The organism is Streptomyces sp. NPDC088254, assembly GCF_044740925.1.
In the GTDB taxonomy this organism is placed as follows: domain Bacteria; phylum Actinomycetota; class Actinomycetes; order Streptomycetales; family Streptomycetaceae; genus Streptomyces.
In genome coordinates, this window is record NZ_JBIURQ010000001.1 from 381,411 (window position 1) to 398,280 (window position 16,870).

At 71.2% G+C, this 16,870-nt stretch carries 20 protein-coding genes and 2 pseudogenes; 9 read left to right on the top strand and 13 right to left on the bottom strand.

Going from position 1 to position 16,870, the window contains the following annotated elements:
- Nucleotides 1-5: 5 nt before the first annotated feature.
- Genes ACIOC0_RS01665 through ACIOC0_RS01680 form a run of 4 tightly spaced genes read left to right on the top strand, consistent with a single transcriptional unit; the run spans nucleotide 6 to nucleotide 6,458 of the window.
- Nucleotides 6-1,322 (top strand): salicylate synthase, encoded by a 1,317-nt coding sequence (locus tag ACIOC0_RS01665; protein WP_402151016.1) that lies wholly within the window; start codon nucleotides 6-8, stop codon nucleotides 1,320-1,322.
- Nucleotides 1,323-1,324: 2 nt separating this feature from the next.
- Entirely contained in the window at nucleotides 1,325-2,920 is a 1,596-nt protein-coding gene (locus tag ACIOC0_RS01670) for a (2,3-dihydroxybenzoyl)adenylate synthase (protein ID WP_402151019.1), read from the top strand.
- On the top strand, nucleotides 2,917-4,701 hold the full coding sequence (locus ACIOC0_RS01675; RefSeq protein WP_402151022.1) for an ABC transporter ATP-binding protein: 1,785 nt from the start codon (nucleotides 2,917-2,919) through the stop codon (nucleotides 4,699-4,701). The genes ACIOC0_RS01670 and ACIOC0_RS01675 overlap by 4 nt, the downstream gene beginning before the upstream one ends.
- Nucleotides 4,698-6,458, top strand: a complete 1,761-nt coding sequence (locus ACIOC0_RS01680) for an ABC transporter ATP-binding protein (protein WP_402151024.1) — start codon at nucleotides 4,698-4,700, stop codon at nucleotides 6,456-6,458. Before ACIOC0_RS01675 ends, ACIOC0_RS01680 begins: the two co-directional genes overlap by 4 nt.
- Nucleotides 6,459-6,586: 128 nt before the next feature.
- Here ACIOC0_RS01680 and ACIOC0_RS01685 read toward each other — a convergent pair whose 3' ends face one another.
- The gene (locus ACIOC0_RS01685) at nucleotides 6,587-6,916 is read right to left on the bottom strand and encodes an ArsR/SmtB family transcription factor (protein ID WP_402151027.1); all 330 of its coding nucleotides are present in this window, start codon (nucleotides 6,914-6,916) and stop codon (nucleotides 6,587-6,589) included.
- Nucleotides 6,917-7,181: 265 nt separating this feature from the next.
- On the opposite strand from ACIOC0_RS01685, the gene ACIOC0_RS01690 reads away from it, so the two are divergent.
- Nucleotides 7,182-7,310, top strand: a complete 129-nt coding sequence (locus ACIOC0_RS01690; protein WP_402151030.1) for a hypothetical protein — start codon at nucleotides 7,182-7,184, stop codon at nucleotides 7,308-7,310.
- A 55-nt stretch (nucleotides 7,311-7,365) separates the two neighbouring features.
- Here the strand turns inward: ACIOC0_RS01690 and ACIOC0_RS01695 are convergent, their stop codons facing one another.
- From ACIOC0_RS01695 to rpmG, 5 genes are all read right to left on the bottom strand, one after another.
- A complete protein-coding gene (locus ACIOC0_RS01695) occupies nucleotides 7,366-7,926 on the bottom strand; it encodes a GNAT family N-acetyltransferase (RefSeq protein ID WP_221753953.1) in 561 nt (186 codons plus the stop codon).
- A gap of 74 nt (nucleotides 7,927-8,000) precedes the next feature.
- On the bottom strand, nucleotides 8,001-8,237 hold the full coding sequence (rpsR, locus tag ACIOC0_RS01700; RefSeq protein WP_402151033.1) for a 30S ribosomal protein S18: 237 nt from the start codon (nucleotides 8,235-8,237) through the stop codon (nucleotides 8,001-8,003).
- Between the two features lie 52 nt (nucleotides 8,238-8,289).
- Nucleotides 8,290-9,441, bottom strand: a complete 1,152-nt coding sequence (locus ACIOC0_RS01705; protein WP_402151036.1) for a CobW family GTP-binding protein — start codon at nucleotides 9,439-9,441, stop codon at nucleotides 8,290-8,292.
- Nucleotides 9,441-9,695 (bottom strand): type B 50S ribosomal protein L31, encoded by a 255-nt coding sequence (locus tag ACIOC0_RS01710; RefSeq protein WP_221753950.1) that lies wholly within the window; start codon nucleotides 9,693-9,695, stop codon nucleotides 9,441-9,443. Before ACIOC0_RS01710 ends, ACIOC0_RS01705 begins: the two co-directional genes overlap by 1 nt.
- A gap of 31 nt (nucleotides 9,696-9,726) precedes the next feature.
- Entirely contained in the window at nucleotides 9,727-9,891 is a 165-nt protein-coding gene (gene rpmG / locus ACIOC0_RS01715) for a 50S ribosomal protein L33 (protein WP_009716346.1), read from the bottom strand.
- A 68-nt stretch (nucleotides 9,892-9,959) separates the two neighbouring features.
- Between rpmG and rpmB the strand changes: the two genes are divergently transcribed.
- The 3 genes and pseudogenes from rpmB to ACIOC0_RS01730 form a co-directional block, all read left to right on the top strand.
- On the top strand, nucleotides 9,960-10,196 hold the full coding sequence (gene rpmB / locus ACIOC0_RS01720) for a 50S ribosomal protein L28 (protein WP_402151040.1): 237 nt from the start codon (nucleotides 9,960-9,962) through the stop codon (nucleotides 10,194-10,196).
- Nucleotides 10,196-10,501: a 30S ribosomal protein S14 gene (rpsN, locus tag ACIOC0_RS01725; RefSeq protein WP_402151043.1), complete on the top strand. Its 306-nt coding sequence runs from the start codon at nucleotides 10,196-10,198 to the stop codon at nucleotides 10,499-10,501. The genes rpmB and rpsN overlap by 1 nt, the downstream gene beginning before the upstream one ends.
- Nucleotides 10,502-10,549: 48 nt before the next feature.
- Nucleotides 10,550-10,852: pseudogene (locus ACIOC0_RS01730) on the top strand (HoxN/HupN/NixA family nickel/cobalt transporter); the annotation flags it as partial.
- Nucleotides 10,853-11,064: 212 nt separating this feature from the next.
- Here the strand turns inward: ACIOC0_RS01730 and ACIOC0_RS01735 are convergent.
- Complete coding sequence (locus ACIOC0_RS01735; RefSeq protein ID WP_402151046.1) at nucleotides 11,065-11,280, bottom strand: hypothetical protein; 216 nt, start codon at nucleotides 11,278-11,280, stop codon at nucleotides 11,065-11,067.
- Nucleotides 11,281-11,644: 364 nt separating this feature from the next.
- Nucleotides 11,645-11,785, bottom strand: a pseudogene (locus ACIOC0_RS01740) (IS5/IS1182 family transposase); the annotation flags it as partial.
- 114 nt (nucleotides 11,786-11,899) lie between these two features.
- On the opposite strand from ACIOC0_RS01740, the gene ACIOC0_RS01745 reads away from it, so the two are divergent.
- Nucleotides 11,900-12,460, top strand: a complete 561-nt coding sequence (locus ACIOC0_RS01745; protein WP_402151049.1) for a transposase — start codon at nucleotides 11,900-11,902, stop codon at nucleotides 12,458-12,460.
- 7 nt (nucleotides 12,461-12,467) lie between these two features.
- On the opposite strand, the gene ACIOC0_RS01750 is transcribed toward ACIOC0_RS01745, so the two are convergent.
- The 5 genes from ACIOC0_RS01750 to ACIOC0_RS01770 form a co-directional block, all read right to left on the bottom strand.
- Entirely contained in the window at nucleotides 12,468-13,166 is a 699-nt protein-coding gene (locus ACIOC0_RS01750; RefSeq protein ID WP_402151052.1) for an SDR family oxidoreductase, read from the bottom strand.
- 158 nt (nucleotides 13,167-13,324) lie between these two features.
- The gene (locus ACIOC0_RS01755) at nucleotides 13,325-13,810 is read right to left on the bottom strand and encodes a PaaI family thioesterase (protein WP_402151055.1); all 486 of its coding nucleotides are present in this window, start codon (nucleotides 13,808-13,810) and stop codon (nucleotides 13,325-13,327) included.
- Nucleotides 13,807-15,378 carry an MFS transporter gene (locus ACIOC0_RS01760; RefSeq protein ID WP_402151058.1) on the bottom strand — a complete coding sequence of 524 codons (1,572 nt, stop codon included), beginning with the start codon at nucleotides 15,376-15,378 and terminating at the stop codon, nucleotides 13,807-13,809. Before ACIOC0_RS01760 ends, ACIOC0_RS01755 begins: the two co-directional genes overlap by 4 nt.
- A gap of 30 nt (nucleotides 15,379-15,408) precedes the next feature.
- On the bottom strand, nucleotides 15,409-16,242 hold the full coding sequence (locus ACIOC0_RS01765; RefSeq protein WP_402151061.1) for an enoyl-CoA hydratase/isomerase family protein: 834 nt from the start codon (nucleotides 16,240-16,242) through the stop codon (nucleotides 15,409-15,411).
- Complete coding sequence (locus tag ACIOC0_RS01770) at nucleotides 16,239-16,856, bottom strand: class I SAM-dependent methyltransferase (protein WP_402151064.1); 618 nt, start codon at nucleotides 16,854-16,856, stop codon at nucleotides 16,239-16,241. The genes ACIOC0_RS01765 and ACIOC0_RS01770 overlap by 4 nt, the downstream gene beginning before the upstream one ends.
- Nucleotides 16,857-16,870: the final 14 nt, after the last annotated feature.

Here is a 16,870-nt window from a genome sequence, read left to right on the forward strand (position 1 = left end):
GCGCCATGACCGAGCAGTACCACCACACACACATCGACGGACCGTTCGACCCCCTCGCCGCCGTCGCCCACCTCGTCGGCTCCGGACTGATCACCGAGTACGTCGTCTACGAGCACGACCGCCACTGGTACGTGGCGGGCAACCCGATCGGCGAGATACGCGTCGACGCCCACACCGTACGTACGCGTTTCACCGCGCCCCGACTCCAGCACCAACTCGCCTGGGCGGGCACCCCCTGGGAGCCGATCCGGTCCGCCCTCGACAAGACCCCCGTCGACGGCTGGAACGCCTACGGCTGGCTGTCGTTCGAACTCGCGAGCGGGAACCGGGCCGGGCAGGAGAAGGATCTGCTGGCCCATCTCATCGTGCCCGGCACGGAGTTGACCGTCACCGAGGACGGCGTCGAGGTCCGTACCGTCGACCCCGACCTGCCCGACCGCCTCCGCAAGACCCTGGCCGAGGCCCCGGCGTACGCGACACCACGGTCCCCGAAGCCCGTCGACATCCACGCGCCCCACGGCCCGTACCACGGACACGTCACCCACGCCGTGACCGAGATCGGCCGCGGCAGGCTCGACAAGGTCATCCTCTCCCGCACCGTCCCCGTGCCCTTCACCGTCGACATGCCCGCCACCTACGTGACCGGCCGCACCGCCAACACTCCCGCCCGCTCCTTCCTGCTCGACCTGGGCGGGACACAGGCCGCCGGCTTCAGCCCCGAGACCGTGATCGAGGTGTCCGGCGACGGCACCGCCGTCACCCAGCCACTCGCCGGCACCCGCGCCCTGACCGGCGACCCGGACAGGGACGCCGCCCTGCGCGCCGAACTCCACCGCGACCCCAAGGAGGTCTACGAGCACGCCACCTCCGTGAAGCTCGCGGTGGAGGAGCTGACCTCCGTAGGTGTCCCGCACAGCACCCGCGTGGGCGAGTTCCTCACCGTCAAACCACGCGGCAGCGTCCAGCACCTCGCCTCCCGCGTCACCACCGACCTCGCCGAGGGCCGCAGCGCCTGGGACGCGCTCGGCGCGGTCTTCCCTCCGGTGACCGCGTCCGGCATCCCCAAACAGGCCGCGTACCAGCTGATCCACGAGCTGGAGGAGGAGCCGCGCGGACTCTACGCAGGCGCGGTGCTCCGAGCCGGCAGCGACGGATCCCTGGACGCGGCCCTGGTGCTGCGCGCCGTCTACCAGCGCGGCGACCGGGCCTGGCTGCGCGCGGGCGCGGGCATCGTCGGGGCCTCCCGACCGGCCCGCGAGTACGAGGAGACCTGCGAGAAACTCCGCAGCGTCGCCCCCTACGTCGTCCCGAAGGAGGGCTGAGCATGCTGGACGGATTCACTCCGTGGCCGAAGGAGTTCGCCGACCGCTACCGCGAACGCGGTCACTGGGGCGGTCGTACGCTCGGCTCGCTGCTGCGGCAGCGGGCCGCGGCCACCCCCGAAGCGATCGCCGTCGTCGACGGCGACCGACGCTGGACGTACCGCGACCTCGATGAGCGCGCCGACCGGCTGGCGGCCGGACTGCACGGCCTCGGCCTCGCATCCGGTGACCGCGTGCTCGTCCACCTGCCGAACATCGCGGAGTTCCTGGAGCTGTCCTTCGCCCTGTTCCGGCTCGGCGCCCTCCCCGTCATGGCGCTGCCCGCCCACCGCGAGGCGGAGATCGGACACCTGCTGGCCCTGTCCGAAGCGGTGGCGTACGTCATCCCCGACACACACCTGGGCTTCGACCACCGCCCGCTGGCCCGCACCGTAGGACAGAAGGCGCCGGCCCTGCGTCATGTCCTGGTCGCCGGCGATCCTCAGGAGTTCACCGCTCTGGCATCGCTGTCCGCCGAGCCGCGCCCGCTGCCGGAGCCCGACCCGTCCGACGTGGCGCTGCTGCTCCTGTCCGGCGGCACGACCGGCGCGCCGAAACTCATCCCGCGCACTCACGACGACTACCTCTACAACGCCGCCGCCAGCGCGGCCGTGACCGGCCTGACCTCCGGCACCCGTTACCTGGCGGCGCTTCCGGTCGCCCACAACTTCCCCCTCGCCTGCCCCGGACTGCTCGGCACGCTCCACGCGGGCGGCACCGTCGTGATGTGCCCCCATCCGAGCCCGGACACGGCCTTCCCGCTGATCGCCCGCGAACGCGTCACGGTCACCGCCCTCGTGCCCTCCCTCGCCCTGTTGTGGCTGGAGGCGGCGGAGTGGGCCGATGACGATCTCGGCAGCCTGGAGCTGTTGCAGGTCGGCGGTTCCCGGCTCAAGGCCGAGGCCGCCCGGCGGATCGGCCCCGAGCTGGGCTGCCGCCTCCAGCAGGTGTTCGGCATGGCCGAGGGACTGCTCTGCTACACACGCCTCGACGACCGCGACGACCTCGTCCTCGACACCCAGGGCCGCCCGCTGTCCGAGGACGACGAGCTCCGCATCGTCGACGCCGAGGACCACGAGGCGCCGGACGGCGAGGTGGGCGAGCTGCTGGTCCGCGGCCCGTACACGCTGCGCGGCTACTACCGCGCCGACGACCACAACGCCAGGGCCTTCACCGAGGACGGTTTCTACCGCAGCGGCGATCTCGTACGGCGCCTGCCGAGCGGGCACCTCGTCGTGGAGGGCCGCATCAAGGACGTCATCAACCGCGGCGGGGAGAAGGTCCCGGTCGAGGAGGTGGAGAACCATCTGCTCGCCCATCCGGCCGTCCTGGACGTGGCCGTGGTCGGGCTGCCGGACACGCGGCTGGGGGAGCGCTCCTGCGCCTGCGTCGTCCCCCGCGGCACGCCGCCCAGCCGCGCCGACCTGATCGCCCATCTCACGGGACGCGGCCTGGCCGCCTTCAAACTCCCGGATGAGGTCAAGGCGTTGGGCTCCTTCCCCCGCACCGCCCTCGGCAAGGTCGACAAGGCCGCGCTCATCCGGCAGGTGAGCGCATGAGTTCCCTGCGTACCGTTGTGGACCTTGCGGCGAGCTCCCAGCGGGTCCGTCGGCAACTCGGGCAGGCCGCGACACTCGGTCTGTTGAGCGGCGTGTGCGCCGTCGCGGGCTTCGTCTGCGTGGCGTACGCCGTCGGGCAACTCCTCGCCGACGACCCGTCGGGGGCCGTCGTCACCCGCTGGACGCTGGGTGCGCTCGCCGGCCTGCTCGGCGGCTTCGGCGCGCGCTGGTTCGCCGAGCACCTCGCCCACGAGGCGAGTTACGAGCTGGAGGTCGTGCTGCGCCGCCGGCTCGCCGACAGCCTCGCGCGCATGCCGCTGGGCGAGGTGCAGCGGCTCGGCGCCGGACGGATCAAGAAGATCGTCCAGGACGACGTGAAGTCCCTGCACAACGTGGTCGCCGACGCGCTGCCGTTCCTCGGCTCGGGCGTTGCCCAGCCCGTGGCCGCGTTGATCGCGCTGGGCGTGGTGCAGTGGCGGATGCTGCTCGCCGTGCTCCTGATCATCCCCATCGCGTTCGCCGTCTTCTCGCTGATGGCCCGCGACTACGGGGCCCAGCGCGAGCGCTACAACACGGCGAACGAGAACGTGAACGCGGCCGTCGTCGAGTTCGTCCAGGGCATGCCGGTCGTGCGCACCTTCGACGACGGCCGGGCGTCCTTCGGCCGCTTCTCCACCGCGGTCGAGGAGTTCACGGACGCCGTCGCCGCCTGGATGGCCACCACCCGCTCCTCGGGCCTGCTGCACCGGCTGTTCATCGTGCCGCTGCCCACCCTGCTGATCGTCGCCGCCACGGGCGTGCCCATGCTCGACGCCGGGTGGATCTCCCTCACGGACCTGCTGCTCGCCCTCCTCATCGGCACCATGCCCATCGAGGCGGTTTCACCCCTGATGCACCTGACGAACCACATCAACGACGCCAAAGCGGGCGCCGTCCGCGTGACGGAACTCCTGAACGCGCCACCGCTCCCGGAACCCGACGATCCGCGCGAACCGCACGGCTCCGCCGTCCACTTCGAGTCGGTCACCTTCCGCCACCCCGGCCGCGACGGCCGCCCGGCTCTGGACGGCATCGACCTGGAGATCCCCGAGGGCACCGTGTGCGCCCTGGTCGGTCCCTCCGGCTCCGGCAAGTCCACGCTGGCCCGGCTGATCCCGCGCTTCCACGACGTCGACTCGGGCGCGGTGCGCGTCGGCGGTGAGGACGTCCGGGACATCGCCACCGATGTCCTGCTGCGGCACGTCGCCCTCGTCTTCCAGGACCCGTTCCTCGTCACCGGGACCGTCGCCGAGAACATCCGGCTCGCCCGCCCCGACGCCACCGACGCGGAGGTCCGCGCCGCCGCCGAGGCCGCCGCCGCCCACGACTTCATCGTGCGCGAGCTCCCCGACGGCTACGACACCCAGGTCGGCGAGCGCGGCGGTCTTCTCTCCGGCGGTCAGCGGCAGCGCGTCACCATCGCCCGCGCGATCCTCTCCCGCGCCCCGATCGTCGTCCTCGACGAGGCCACGGCCTTCACCGACCCCGAGACCGAGGCCGCCATCCAACAGGCCGTCGCCCGCCTCACCCGGGGCCGCACCGTCCTCGTCATCGCCCACCGCCTGTCCACCGTCACCGACGCCGACCAGATCGTCGTCCTCGACCAGGGCCGCATCGCCGAACGCGGCCGCCACGCCGAACTCGTCGCCGCGGGCGGCCACTACGCCCGCCTCTGGGCCGGCCATCAGCAGGCCGCCGCCTGGGGCATGACCGGCGGCCGCACCAGGGAGGTCACCCCGTGACGCGCATCCTGCGCCTGATGCTCACCGCGGCGGGCCCGTACGCCCGGCAGTTCCGCGCCACACTCCGCACGTCGCTGCTGGCGACCATGCTCCAGGCCGCCGCGTACGCCTGCTTCGTGCCCCTGCTCGCGGAGCTCTGCCGCGACCCGGTGCGCACCGGCCGCGCCTGGACGTGGATCGGCGCACTGGCCGTCCTCGTCGCCGCCGAAGGCGCTCTGCGCGTGCGCGAGATGGCGTTCACCTACGACTACTGGCACCTGGTGACGGGCTCCACCCGCCTCCGTCTGGGCGCCGCCCTGCGGGCCATGCCGCAGCAGGAGCTGAACCGGCGCGCCGCGGGCGACCTCACCCAGGTCGTCGGCGGCAACGCGACGACGGCCGCCACCGCCGTCTCCTCGCTCGCCGCCCTGTTCGTCCAGCTGGTCACCGTCCCGCTGGTACTCGGCGCGGTCGTGATCGCCCTGGACTGGCGGCTCGGTCTCGTGCTCGTCGTGGGCACGCTGGCCGCCATTCCCCTCGTACGCCAGGTGCAGCGCCGCTCCGGCTCCGGGTTCCGTGAGGTGGACGAGGCCGACGGGGAAGCGGCCGCGCGCATCGTGGAGTACGTCCAGGGCCTGCCGGTGCTCAAGGCCACCGGCCAGGCGGGCGCCGACTCGCCACGCCTGCTGCCGGTACTGGACCGCCAGCACGAGACCCAGGCCGCCACCAACAGATCCGCCGCCCTGCCCGTTGCCGGGGCCCAGCTCCTGGTCCAGCTGGCCCTCGTGGGCCTGGTCGCCCTCGGCGCCGCCCTGGTCCTCGACGCGCGGCTCACCCCCGCGACCCTGCTCGCCGTCACCGTCGCCGCCGCCCGTTTCGCCGAGCCGCTGAGCCTGGCCGCCGTCATGACCAAGCTCTTCGAACTGTCGGAGGCGGCACTCGCCCGTATCGACGACGTGCTCGCGGTGCGCCCGCTGCCGGTGGCCGAGGGCGGCCGCCCGCCCACGTCCTTCGACATCAGCTTCGAGCACGTCACGTTCGCCTACGACGGGCAGCACGAACCCACTCTGAAGGACGTCGACTTCACCATCCCCGAGCGCAGTCTGACCGCCCTGGTCGGCCCCTCCGGCTCCGGCAAGACGACCGTGACCCGACTCATCAGCCGCTACGCCGATCCGCAGCACGGCACGGTCCGCATCGGCGGTGTCGATATGGCCGGTCTCTCACCGGACGAGGTCCTGCGCCACATCGCCGTCGTCTTCCAGGACGTCTACCTCTTCGACGACACGATCCGCGCCAACATCGCCCTCGGCCGACCGGACGCCACCGACGCCGACATCGAGGACGCGGCCCGCGCGGCGGGCATCCACGACTTCGTCGACGCCCTGCCCGAGCGCTACGCCACCCGTGTCGGCGAGATCGGTTCCGCCCTCTCGGGGGGCGAACGCCAGCGCATCTCCATCGCCCGCGCCTTTCTGAAGGACGCCCCGATCGTGCTGCTCGACGAGCCCACCGCGGCGCTGGACAGCATGTCCGAGACAGTCGTCCAGCAGGCGGTCGACCGCTTGGTGGCCGGCAAGACGGTGGTCGTCATCGCGCACCGGCTGTCCACCGTGGTCGGCGCCGACCAGATCCTGGTCGTGGAGGACGGCCGTGTCACCCAGTGCGGCACCCACACCGACCTGCTCACGGCGTCCGACGGCCGCTACGCCCGCATGTGGGCGGCCCAGTCGGCCGCGCGCGAGTGGCAGATCCCGGGCGGCGCGCACGCGCTCTGACTCTTGGGTCGCGCGGGCCGGAACGGCACAGAGACGATCACTGAATGGCGACGGCGGCGGGTGACCCTCCAGGCGAGGGCCGCCCGCCCTTCCTGTGTGGCCGATCGCCCGGCCGCCGTCGGTGCTTGTCAGAGCCCGGCCGACTCGGAAGTGGCGGTGGCCGGGGTGTCGCGCAGGCCGAGGCGCAGAGGCTCGACGTGGTCGAGCGCCTGATCGAGCAGCTCGGCGACATGGTTGTCGGGCAGCGCATAGGTCACGGAGCGTCCGCGGCGCTCGCCGGTGACCAGCCCGAGGTTGCCCAGCAGGCGCAACGGGTAGGAGCAGGCGGACTGTTCCATGCCGACGGCGTCGGCGAGTTCGGTCGCCGCACACGGGCCCTTCTGGAGGTGGGCCAGGTTCCGCAGCCGGGATGGGGTCGCGAGGGCCCGGAGCGTGGCGGCCACGTCGGCGGCGCCCACGCCAGGGGCCGGGCTGGCTCCGTCCTCGCTCTGAAGACGGCCGACGCGGTGATCGCGCTCTCCCGCCGTGCCCGGAAGCCGGTCGTGCAGAACCTGGCGATCGCAGGGCTGTTCATCGCCGGCCTCGTCATCTGGGACCTGGCCGGCCGCCTACCGCTGCCCTTCGGTGTCGCGGGCCACGAGGGCTCGACTGTCGTCGTCGGCCTCACCGGACTGCGCCTGCGCGAGACGCGGCCTGGAAGGGGGCCGCGTCGCAGGACACCGGGTGAGCCGTTGCCGCGACGACCTGACCGGGGCCCGGCATGCCGAACTGCTGCGGGAGGCGGGTTTCCGCCATGTCACGTCCCTCCGGCAGTTCGGCGACAGCCGGGTCCTGGTCGCGGTCAAGGACTGATCAGCACCGTCCGGGAGCCGATCGGGACGCCGTTCGGGTCGTTCGCGGACGGTGGTCAGAGGGCGAGGCTCATCAGGATCTCGTCGCGGTCGTCACCGGGGGCGACCCGCAGTGCCCCCGGCCATCGGCCGACCTCCACCCAGCCCAGCCCGCGGTAGAAGTCCTCAAGCCCCAGGCCGGACCTCGCGGTGAGCCCCAGCCGTTCCAACCCCATCCCGTCACGGGCGACGCCGGGGACGCGGCGCATCAGCGCGGCACCGATGCCCTGGCGACGGAACCTGGTGTGCGTCTGCACGTGGTTGACCACGCCGCAGTGCGCGACGAGCGGGTGCGGATCGCGGCGAAGGAGCAGCCATCCCGCCAACACGCCGTCCACGGTGGCCACGAGCAGCCGGCTCCGTTGCGGGTCGAGTGCGTCGACGATCCGGTCGAGCACCGGTTCGACGTCCCGCGGGCTCAGCGGCGGCAATGTGACGCCGTGCGGGATGACCGCTCCGCCGGCATTGCTCACCGTCACCCAGCAGTCGACCAGCTCCTGCCTCAGGCCGGAGGCCAGCTCGTGGGGCCGGGTGATCTGTGTGAACTCGGGTGACCTCACTGTCTTGAGCGCTCCCATGGCGATCAGCCTGCCAGACGGGCCCCGTCGGCGGGCCCGTCCGTCAGGTGTTCACTGACCTCCGCAGCGCTCTGTCACTTGCTGGAGTAGGGCAGGAGGGCCATTTCGCGGGCGTTCTTGATGGCTGCGGCGAGTTGGCGCTGCTGTTGAGCGGTGACGTGGGTGACGCGCCGGCTGCGGATCTTCCCCCGGTCGGAGATGAACCTGCGCAGCAGATCGGTGTCCTTGTAGTCGATGTAGGTGATGCCGGCCGCGACGAGGGGATTGGAGCGGGACTTCACCGGCTTGCGGGTGTTGACACGTCGGGTCATGCGGATTCCTCGGGTGGGGTTGTGACGGGTGACAGGTGGACGGGGCGGTGGATCACGCGGCGTCGAGCAGGGAGTCGAAGGCCGCCGGCAGACGCTGCCACCCTTCGGGTCCGGCCGCGTATTCGGCGTCGGTGAGCAGGCAGGAGTCGAGGAGTCGCTCGATGCCGGCGCGGTCGAGTCCGGGTGAGGTGAAGACGAGGTGCTGGCAGCGGTCGCCGTGCTCCGGATGCCAGTCCAGTGCGGCGGCCGCTCGCCGTACCGGGGGGACCAGTTCCCATGCGGCGTCGGGCAGGGAGGCGAGCCACGGGCCCGCGCCTTCGACGCACAGGGCGCCGCCGGCCGCGTCCCAGGAGAGCAGGGTGTCAGGGCGGTCGGCGAGCCAGAAGCGGCCCCTGCTGCGGGCGGCGGCGCAGCACAGATCCTCCAGAGCCTGGTAGAGGCGTTCGGGGTGGAAGGGGCGGGTGCGGTGCCAGACCAGCGTCGCGACGCCTGCCTCGTCGGCCTCCTGAGGCAGGAGCGCACAGGCCGGATGCTGGGCCGTGGCCGCCGCCTCCACGTCGAAGCCGGCGAAGGCCAGGTGCGCGAGTTCACCTGAGAGCGCGTCGACGTGGCGTGCGGTGGGGTGCAGCTGGGTCAACAGGGCGTGGTCGTGTTCGTCCGCGTCCGCGCTGTCCACGAGAGCGAGCACCGGCGCGTACTCCATCTGGCGGGCCCAGGTGTCGCCGACGGTGCGCTGGTCCGTCGCCGCCGCCGCGAGTCCCGCCTCGGCCAGGTCGTCCCCGTTGGAGAGGTACGGCAGGACCAGTGCCGGGTCCACCGCGGTGATCACGTTGGTGAGCGTCAGGTCGTCGCCGCTGTGCGCCGCCACGACCTCGGCCATGGCCTTGGGCTCGACCGAGTCCCACAACTCGACGATCGCCAGCCGTGTCAGACCGTGGTCGGCCAGCCGCTGGAGCTCCGGGACGAGGTCCTCGCGCAGTGCGCAGCAGGCGCAGTCGTTCACCAGCGGCGTCTGGCCCGACGCGAGCACGCCGGACGCGTCGCGCAGGAGCCGTCGTACCGTTCCCTCGCCCGCGGTGGCGAGTTCGTGGTGAAGGGCGACGCTGCCCGGCACCGCTCGCAGGAGGCGGTCGACCACGTGCCGGCGGGCGTCCGTGTGCAGGCCGGCGACGATGACGACCGGCAGTCGGCCTTCCTCGCGCATCACCGGCCTCCGGATCGGCCGTAGCGGCGTTCGAAGCGCTCGACGCGGCCCGCGGTGTCGAGGACCCGGGCGGTACCGGTGTAGAAGGGGTGGCTCGCCGAGGAGATCTCGACGTCCACGACGGGATAGGTGTTGCCGTCCTCCCACTCGATGCGCTTGTCACTGGAGAGCGTCGAGCGGGTCAGGAAGGCGAAGTCGGCGGCCTTGTCGCGGAAGACGACGGGGCCGTAGGCGGGGTGGATGCCGGGCTTCATGGCGGGCTCCCTGGAGGGGTGGGTGGTCGGATCAGCGTTCTTCACGGAAGTCGACGTGCCGGCCGACGACAGGGTCGTACTTGCGCAGGACCATGCGGTCCGGGTCGTTGCGGCGGTTCTTCCGGGTCACGTAGGTGTAGCCGGTCCCCGCGGTGGAGCGGAGCTTGATGATCGGGCGGAGTTCGTTGCGAGCCATGAGCGCTACTATATGGGAACGATTTCCATTATCGATAGTCGCCCGTCCAAGGAGAGGCAGGTCACCCCATGTCCGCCCACTGCCAACTGACCGGCGCCCAGCCGGGCTTCGGCAACCACATTTCCCACTCGCACCGGCGTACCTCCCGCCGCTTCAACCCCAACATCCAGCGCAAGCGGTACTGGCTTCCCAGTGAGTCCCGACATGTGCGGCTGACGCTGAGCACCCGGGGAATCAAGATCGTCGACACCATCGGCGTGGAAGCGGCGGTCGCGCGCATCCGTGCCCGGGGAGGAAAGGTCTGATGGCCAAGCGAAGCAAGATCGCGAAGAACGAGAAGCGCAAGGCCGTCGTGGAGCGGTACGCCGCCAGGCGGGCCGAACTCAAAGAGATCATCCGACGCCCTTCCTCGACGGAAGCCGATCGAGCGGCCGCGGTCGCCGAACTGCGTCGGCAGCCCCGCGACGCCAGCGCCACCCGCGTCCGTAACCGTGACAGCGTCGACGGCCGTCCCCGGGGCCACTTGCGCAAGTTCGGGCTCTCCCGTGTCCGCATGAGGGAACAGGCACACGCGGGCTTCCTGCCCGGTGTCACCAAGTCCTCCTGGTGACACCGTCCCTCCGTGCTCGCGGAGGAGGACCAGAGGGCGCGTCTCAGCATGAACTTCGTCCACCAGGGGGCATTCTCGAATCCGGTCCGCAAGGTCTTCTACAACCTCACCGTCACCGGCCTGTCCACCGCCGTGGCCTTCCTGATCGGCATGTTCGAACTCGTGGGCGTGCTGCACGGGAAGCCCGACATGCGCGACGCCCTGACCGGCTGCATCGCCGGCCTTGACCTGGACGACGTCGGCTACCTGATCGTCGGTCTGTTCGTCGTGGGGTCGGCCGCCGCGGTGGCGTACTGGAGGCTGGCCGGGGTGGAGCAGCGGTGGGCGGCTCGGCTGGGTGAGAGCGGCTGACACCGCGGTACCGTCTGCGGGCCGGGAAGCCTCGACGTTTCCCGGCCCGTCGCTTCGCGTGTCTCCTTGAGCGGAAACCGGACCGCTGTCCCGCGCGGGCACGCTGCTGGCCCTGGACGGCACGCCTGCGTGCGCCCACGCTGCGCTCCAGACCGCCATAGCCGCCCTTGGTGCCGGGGAGGCGGGATGCCCGGCGCCGACGTCATGTCACGTCATGTCAGGGTGATGCCGTCCAGCTTGCCTGCCTTGGCGTCGGTGACGATCGAGGAGAACTGGTCGGCGCTCATCCGGACGCGCTGGCCGAAGTCGTCGGTCAGGATGATCCGCTGCTCGGCCGGGGCGGCGGGGTCGACGAAGAGCTGGGGACAGTCGCAGTTGCATTCGCCGCAGAACGTCGCCACCGGTTCGAGTTCGTTGATGTCGGTCATGCTGTTCCGCCTCCGTGGGCACAGGGGGTGCGGCGCGCCGGCTTCCGGCCGGGGTGGCCGCGGGGGACTCCCCGAGGCATACCCGGCGCGCTGGACGAGGACGCGAGCCCCCGCCGGGTGCGGGGGCGCGGCGGGTAGCCGGTGTGCGCTCGTGCTCCGTCCACGCTTCCGTTGCCTCGATTCGGCCACCTTGTCCGGGAACTGAACGGGGTCTGTATCCGACCCGCGTAGGGGGCGGGTCGACCAGGTGGTTCGTGGGCGGTGGTGCGCATGCGCGGACGAGGGTGGGGCGCCGCCGGCCGCGTGGCAGCATCGGGTGCCATGAAGGTAGCCCTGGTGGTGCGGAGCGTGCGCGCGGCGGTGTTCGCCGGTACACCAGCCCGACGAGCGCACGCTGGTGCGGCGGGAGCTTGCAGCGGCGGTCACCCTCACGGGTGACGATGAGCATGGTTACCCACTCGACCAGGGCGTGCGGGAGGGCGAGTGCGGCAGGACAAGGAACCAACGAGGCTCCTGCGCCTATGAGCTCGTGACACGATCTTGTTGAACGGCCCTGGTCGACCGTGACCGGTGTGATGATTCAGCCGTTCGGGAGGGTGTGAGTACTCGGCCGTGGATCGTGGACGATGACCTGTGCTCGCTGATCGAGCCGCTGCTGCCGCCCTGGCCCGAGAAGGCTCCCCGCCCGCGGCCGGTGCCGGACCGGCAGTGCCTGCAGGGCATTCTGTACGTGCAGCACAACGACATCGCCTGGCAACTGCTGCCGCGGGAGCCGGGCTTCGCCACGGGCCAGACCTGCTGGCGGCGGCTTGAGCGGTGGCAGAAGGCCGGGACCTTCGACCGGCTGCACCGGATCCCGCTCGTCAAGCCGAACCCGGCCGACGAACTGGACTGGTCCAGAGTCGGTGTGGACGGATCCCACGCCGCGCGAAAAAAAGGGGGAGCCGGCACCGGCCCGTCGCCGGTCGACCGGCGCAAAACAGGCCGTAAGCACCACGTGATCTGCGATGGCCGGGGTACACCTCTCAACGCCCGGGGATCAGGACGGACTCCATGGACGTCTCGTAGCGCGACGTCTCGGCGCGCACGTCGTGAGCCATGGCGGTCAGGCGTCCGCGCCGGTCGTTGCGTGAACGGCCGGCTTTGGACGGCCGGTGGATCTCGGCTGAATCCTGGGTGACTGCCCGTCAGGGCAGCGCGGGATAGAGGGCGCTGACGCCTCCGGCCAGCCCGGCTTGCACTTGGCGGCTGACGTCGTCCGCGACGATCTCGTAGACGCCCTCGGCGATGCCGTCGGCGGCGAGCCGGGCGATGTCGGCGGGCGCGGACTTGGGGGCGGTGACCGCCCGGGTCATGTCGGTGTCCATGTAGGCGACGTGCAGTCCGGCCACCCGGATGCCCCGGTCGGCGAGTTGGAGGCGCAGGGAGTTGGTGAGGGACCACTGCGCGGATTTCGCGGCGCAGTAGGCGCCGGACTCCGGGAAGCTGAACCAGGACAGGGCGGAAAGGATGTTCAGGATGGCGCCGCCGCCGTTGGCCGCTATCTGGGGCGCGAAACCGCGGACGACCGAGAGGGTGCCGTAGAAGTGGGTGTCCATCTCCAGGCGGATGTTGTCCAGGTCGCCTGCGAGCAGGTCGGTGCCAGTGGATGAGCCGGCGTTGTTGATCAGAACCGTCACGTCACCCGTGGCTTTGGCTGCGGCCGCGACGGAGGCGGGGTCGGTGATGTCGAGCGCGATCGGCGTGACGCCCGGCAGGTCCACCTGGTCGGGGTTGCGGGCGCCGGCGTAGACAGTGGCGCCGCGGCTGAGCAGCTCTGCGGCGAGGGCGCGGCCGAGGCCGCGGTTGGCTCCGGTGACGAGGGCGGTGCTGGTGGAGAGGTCCATGTGAAGTCCCTTTTTCCATGGGGGGAAGGAATTGCTGATGGGATCGGGGTGGTGTTCCGTGCCTTGACGCGGTTCAGCCGCAGGTCAGGAAGCCGGAGAGGTGCCCCGGCCGACGTGTTGACGCGTGTGTGCGGGTTGCCGGTCGGCGGCCGGGAAGATCAGGCAGGTGGTGGTGGACGGGCGAGCGGCCGACCGGCGAGATCGGTGATGGCGGCGGTCGCGTAGGCGGTGCGTCGGCCGACGTCGAGAGCGGTGCCTTCGCAGCGGGTGCGGCCGGTTTCGATGGTGACCGGGCGCAGGAAGGTGACGTCGATGCCCTGCGTGGTGTAGCCGGTTCCGGCGGGGAGGCTGGTGTAGACGCAGGCGCCCAGCGCGTTGTCGGCGAGGGGCGCGAGGACGCCGCCATGGACGGTGCCGAGTGCGCTGTAGTGCCGGCCGGTGGGGGTCAGCTCGAACACGACGCGGCCTGGTTCGATCTCGACGGGTTCTATGGCGAGGGTGTCCATGGCCGGCGGGGCCGGCAGCGTTCCGTCGCCGATTCCCTGCAGTACCTCCAGGCCGCTCAGCCGTTGGATGGCCTCGGCGGTCGGCTGGGGATCGTGCCAGGTGTAGGTGCGGTGCTGAGGCGCGGGCGCCGCGCTCATGAGGCGGTGGGGGTGGTCGAAGGGCTGTGCATGTGCGTTCCGTTCTGGTGGGGGCGGTTGTGTACGGCGGTCAGGGCCAGCACGGCCGCGGCGAAGAACACCGCGGCGACGACGGCCAGGCCGGTGTGCACGCCGGAGGCGAAGGCGTCCTCGATCGCCGCCCGTCCTGCACCGGCGGGTGGTCGGGTTCCGGTGCTCCCGGAGGCGACGGCCGCCTCGATGGGTGCGCGGGCGGCCACGGGCACGCCGTGTGCGGCGAGCTGGTGGGGGAGGTCCGCGCTGAAGCGGGCGGTGAACAGCGAGCCGAGCAGCGCGGTGCCCATGACCGAGCCCACTTGGCGGGCGGTGTTGACGGCGCCGGAGGCCATACCCGCCCGTTCGGGGGCGACGCTGACCAGCGCGGCGGCGGTGCTGGGCGCGATGACCAGGCCACTGGCGGCACCGAACAGGACGAACAGCGGCCAGACCTGGCTGTACGGCGTGTCCTGGCCGACCGTTGTCAGACCGAGGACGGCAAGAGCGCCGAGCAGCAGGCCGGTTGTCAGTGGTGCCTTGAAGCCGGTGCGGCGGATGACCCTGCCGGTGAGGAACGCCGTGACGACGTAGACGCCGAACAGGGGCAGCATGCGCCAGCTGGTGTCCAGCGCGTTCAGGTGCTGGACGTTGTTGTAGAACATCACGGTGAGGACGGCCACGCCGGTGAAGCCGAACAGCGACACCGCGGCGATGACCATCACGGCGCTGAACGAGCGCGAGACGAACAGCCGCATGTCGAGCATCGGCACCGCGACATGTGGTTCCACGACGACGAACGCCACCGAGCCGACCACCGTCACGATCCACGCGGCCATCACGGGCGGGGCGGTGTATCCGTCCTGGCCGCCCTGGATGAGCGCGTAGACCAGAGCCGCGATAGTCACCGTGCCCAGCAGCGCACCGGCCACGTCCAGGCGTTCGCCGCGGGCCAGGGACTCCGTGGCGAACGGGACCGCGAGCAGCAGCGTGACCACGCCCAGAACGGGGTCCGACACGAACACCGCGTGCCAGCTGGAATGGTCGAGCAGGAAACCGGCGAGCAGCGGGCCGATGGCCAGGCCGATGCCCGACGCCGCCGCCCAGACGGTGATCACCTCGGTCCGCCGCTGCGGGTCTGTGAAGGTCGAACCGAGGATGGCCAGGCTGTTGGGCAGGATCAGTGCGCCGCCGAGGCCGGAGATCAGCTGCGCGGCGATCACCACGGCGGTGGTGTCGGCGGTCGCGGCGAGCAACCCTCCCGCGATCATGACCACCGCACCGACGCAGAACATCCGCTTGCGGCCGAGTAGGTTGCCCAGCGTGCCGGCCGACAGCACCAGACTGGCCACGACCAGCGTGTACGCGCTGGGAATCCAGATCAGCGCACTCGGGCTGACGTGCAGGTCGGCCTGGATCGCCGACAGCGCCGAGATGGTGGCGGTGATGAGCAGGAACGTCATCATCACGCCCAGGCACATCGCCACCAGCGTGAGAAGTTCCCTGCGCTGCACGGCAGTTCGTCTGCCGGTCGGCAGGACACGGTCCCTGGTCATGGAGGTCTTCCTCGTTTCCCCGCACGGCGCCTATGCCTGCTGGTTGATGAGCCCGGCGTAATGGCCGAGATTCCGCTCGATCTCATCGAGACCGACCTCGTCGATGGCCTTGCCCAGCCGCGGCACGCGCGCCTGGAAGCCCGGCCAGTGGACCGACTCGGCGAACTCCGCCCAGGACGCGCGCAGATCGGCCACCGGCGGCAGCGTCGACCGGTTGATCTGCGCCTTCGCGCCCAGGACGGACGCCTTGTCGAAGGACGCGATGCGCGCTGCCACGCCGTTGACGAGGTCATCGAGCTCGGCGTCCGGGACGGCCCGGGTCACCCATCCGTACTTCTCGGCGCGCTCGGCGTCGTAGTCCTCGCTGGTGAGGACCGCTTCGAGCGCGCGATCCCGTCCCAGCAGCCGAGCCAGACGGTCACTGCCGCCACCGCCCGGGACGATGCCGATCGCGACCTCGGGCTGGCAGAAGACCGCCTCCTCGAGGCTGGCGTAGCGCAGGTCGAAGGCCAGGGTGATCTCGTCGCCCCCGCCCCGGGTACGCCCGCGGATGGAGGCGATGCTGACGAAGGGGGCGCTGCTCAGCCGCGTGACGAGTTCGACCCACGTCGGGGTCCCGTCCGCGCCGTTCAGCGCCAGGAGTTCGGGCACCTGGCCGAGATCGGCGTGGTTGAAGAAGTATCCGGGCGTGCCGCTGTCGAAGACGACGACCTGAACTCTCTCGTCCTTGCTCAACTCATCGACGACGTCGAGCAGCTGGACGACAGTGTCCGCGCCGACGACGTTCACGGGCGCATTCGTGAAAGTAACGCGGCGGATCTTCGGCGCCACGGTCGCGATACTGAACATGCTGTGCTGCGTCATGCTGTGCTCCGGTTCTGAAGTGTTCGAGCGGGGGCGGGAAGGGTCGTGTGGGCCGGTGTGAACGCGCGGTGCACGTACGCCGGAGGGAGATTCGGCCAGACGACCCGGCTGCGCTCCACGCTGGAGAACCGCGTGGCCAGTTCGGCGGCGAACCGGCGGGCCGGGGGAGTCCAGACCGCGTGGACGTATGCGAAGGTGCTGAACCGGCCGTCCGCGCTCAGTACGCGGGCCACCGCGTCGAGGATCCGGCGCTGTCGCTCATGAGGCATGACGGTCCACGGCAGACCGGACACGACGGCGTCGACCGGATGGGGGACGAGCGCCGACAGGTCCTCGGCGGAACCGTGGACCACCTCGACGGTGCTGTCCCGGCACCGGTCCGCGAGTCGGCGGGCGGGAACGGGGTTGAGCTCGACCGTGACCAGCCGTGTCCCCGGTGCCGGCCGTCGCCGTATCGCCTCGGTGATCGCACCGGTGCCGGGCCCCCACTCCACCACGATGTCGGCGTGTTCCAGTTCCGGGCCGGCGGTCATGGTCTGCGCCAGTGTTGCTGAACTGAGGGCGACGGCGCAGGTGAGCCGGGGGCGGCGAAGGAACTCGCGCGTGATCGACATGTCCGAAACCTAGG

Coding starts and splice junctions, on each gene's coding strand:
- ACIOC0_RS01670 (WP_402151019.1), top strand. CDS start 1,325: ATGCTGGACGGATTCACTCCGTGGCCGAAGGAGTTCGCCGACCGCTAC.
- ACIOC0_RS01735 (WP_402151046.1), bottom strand. CDS start 11,280: ATGACCGACATCAACGAACTCGAACCGGTGGCGACGTTCTGCGGCGAA.
- ACIOC0_RS01695 (WP_221753953.1), bottom strand. CDS start 7,926: ATGGGAGCGCTCAAGACAGTGAGGTCACCCGAGTTCACACAGATCACC.
- ACIOC0_RS01710 (WP_221753950.1), bottom strand. CDS start 9,695: ATGAAGCCCGGCATCCACCCCGCCTACGGCCCCGTCGTCTTCCGCGAC.
- ACIOC0_RS01750 (WP_402151052.1), bottom strand. CDS start 13,166: ATGGACCTCTCCACCAGCACCGCCCTCGTCACCGGAGCCAACCGCGGC.
- rpmB (WP_402151040.1), top strand. CDS start 9,960: ATGTCCGCCCACTGCCAACTGACCGGCGCCCAGCCGGGCTTCGGCAAC.
- rpmG (WP_009716346.1), bottom strand. CDS start 9,891: ATGGCTCGCAACGAACTCCGCCCGATCATCAAGCTCCGCTCCACCGCG.
- rpsN (WP_402151043.1), top strand. CDS start 10,196: ATGGCCAAGCGAAGCAAGATCGCGAAGAACGAGAAGCGCAAGGCCGTC.
- ACIOC0_RS01765 (WP_402151061.1), bottom strand. CDS start 16,242: ATGACGCAGCACAGCATGTTCAGTATCGCGACCGTGGCGCCGAAGATC.
- rpsR (WP_402151033.1), bottom strand. CDS start 8,237: ATGACCCGACGTGTCAACACCCGCAAGCCGGTGAAGTCCCGCTCCAAT.
- ACIOC0_RS01665 (WP_402151016.1), top strand. CDS start 6: ATGACCGAGCAGTACCACCACACACACATCGACGGACCGTTCGACCCC.
- ACIOC0_RS01705 (WP_402151036.1), bottom strand. CDS start 9,441: ATGCGCGAGGAAGGCCGACTGCCGGTCGTCATCGTCGCCGGCCTGCAC.
- ACIOC0_RS01675 (WP_402151022.1), top strand. CDS start 2,917: ATGAGTTCCCTGCGTACCGTTGTGGACCTTGCGGCGAGCTCCCAGCGG.
- ACIOC0_RS01755 (WP_402151055.1), bottom strand. CDS start 13,810: ATGAGCGCGGCGCCCGCGCCTCAGCACCGCACCTACACCTGGCACGAT.
- ACIOC0_RS01760 (WP_402151058.1), bottom strand. CDS start 15,378: ATGACCAGGGACCGTGTCCTGCCGACCGGCAGACGAACTGCCGTGCAG.
- ACIOC0_RS01770 (WP_402151064.1), bottom strand. CDS start 16,856: ATGTCGATCACGCGCGAGTTCCTTCGCCGCCCCCGGCTCACCTGCGCC.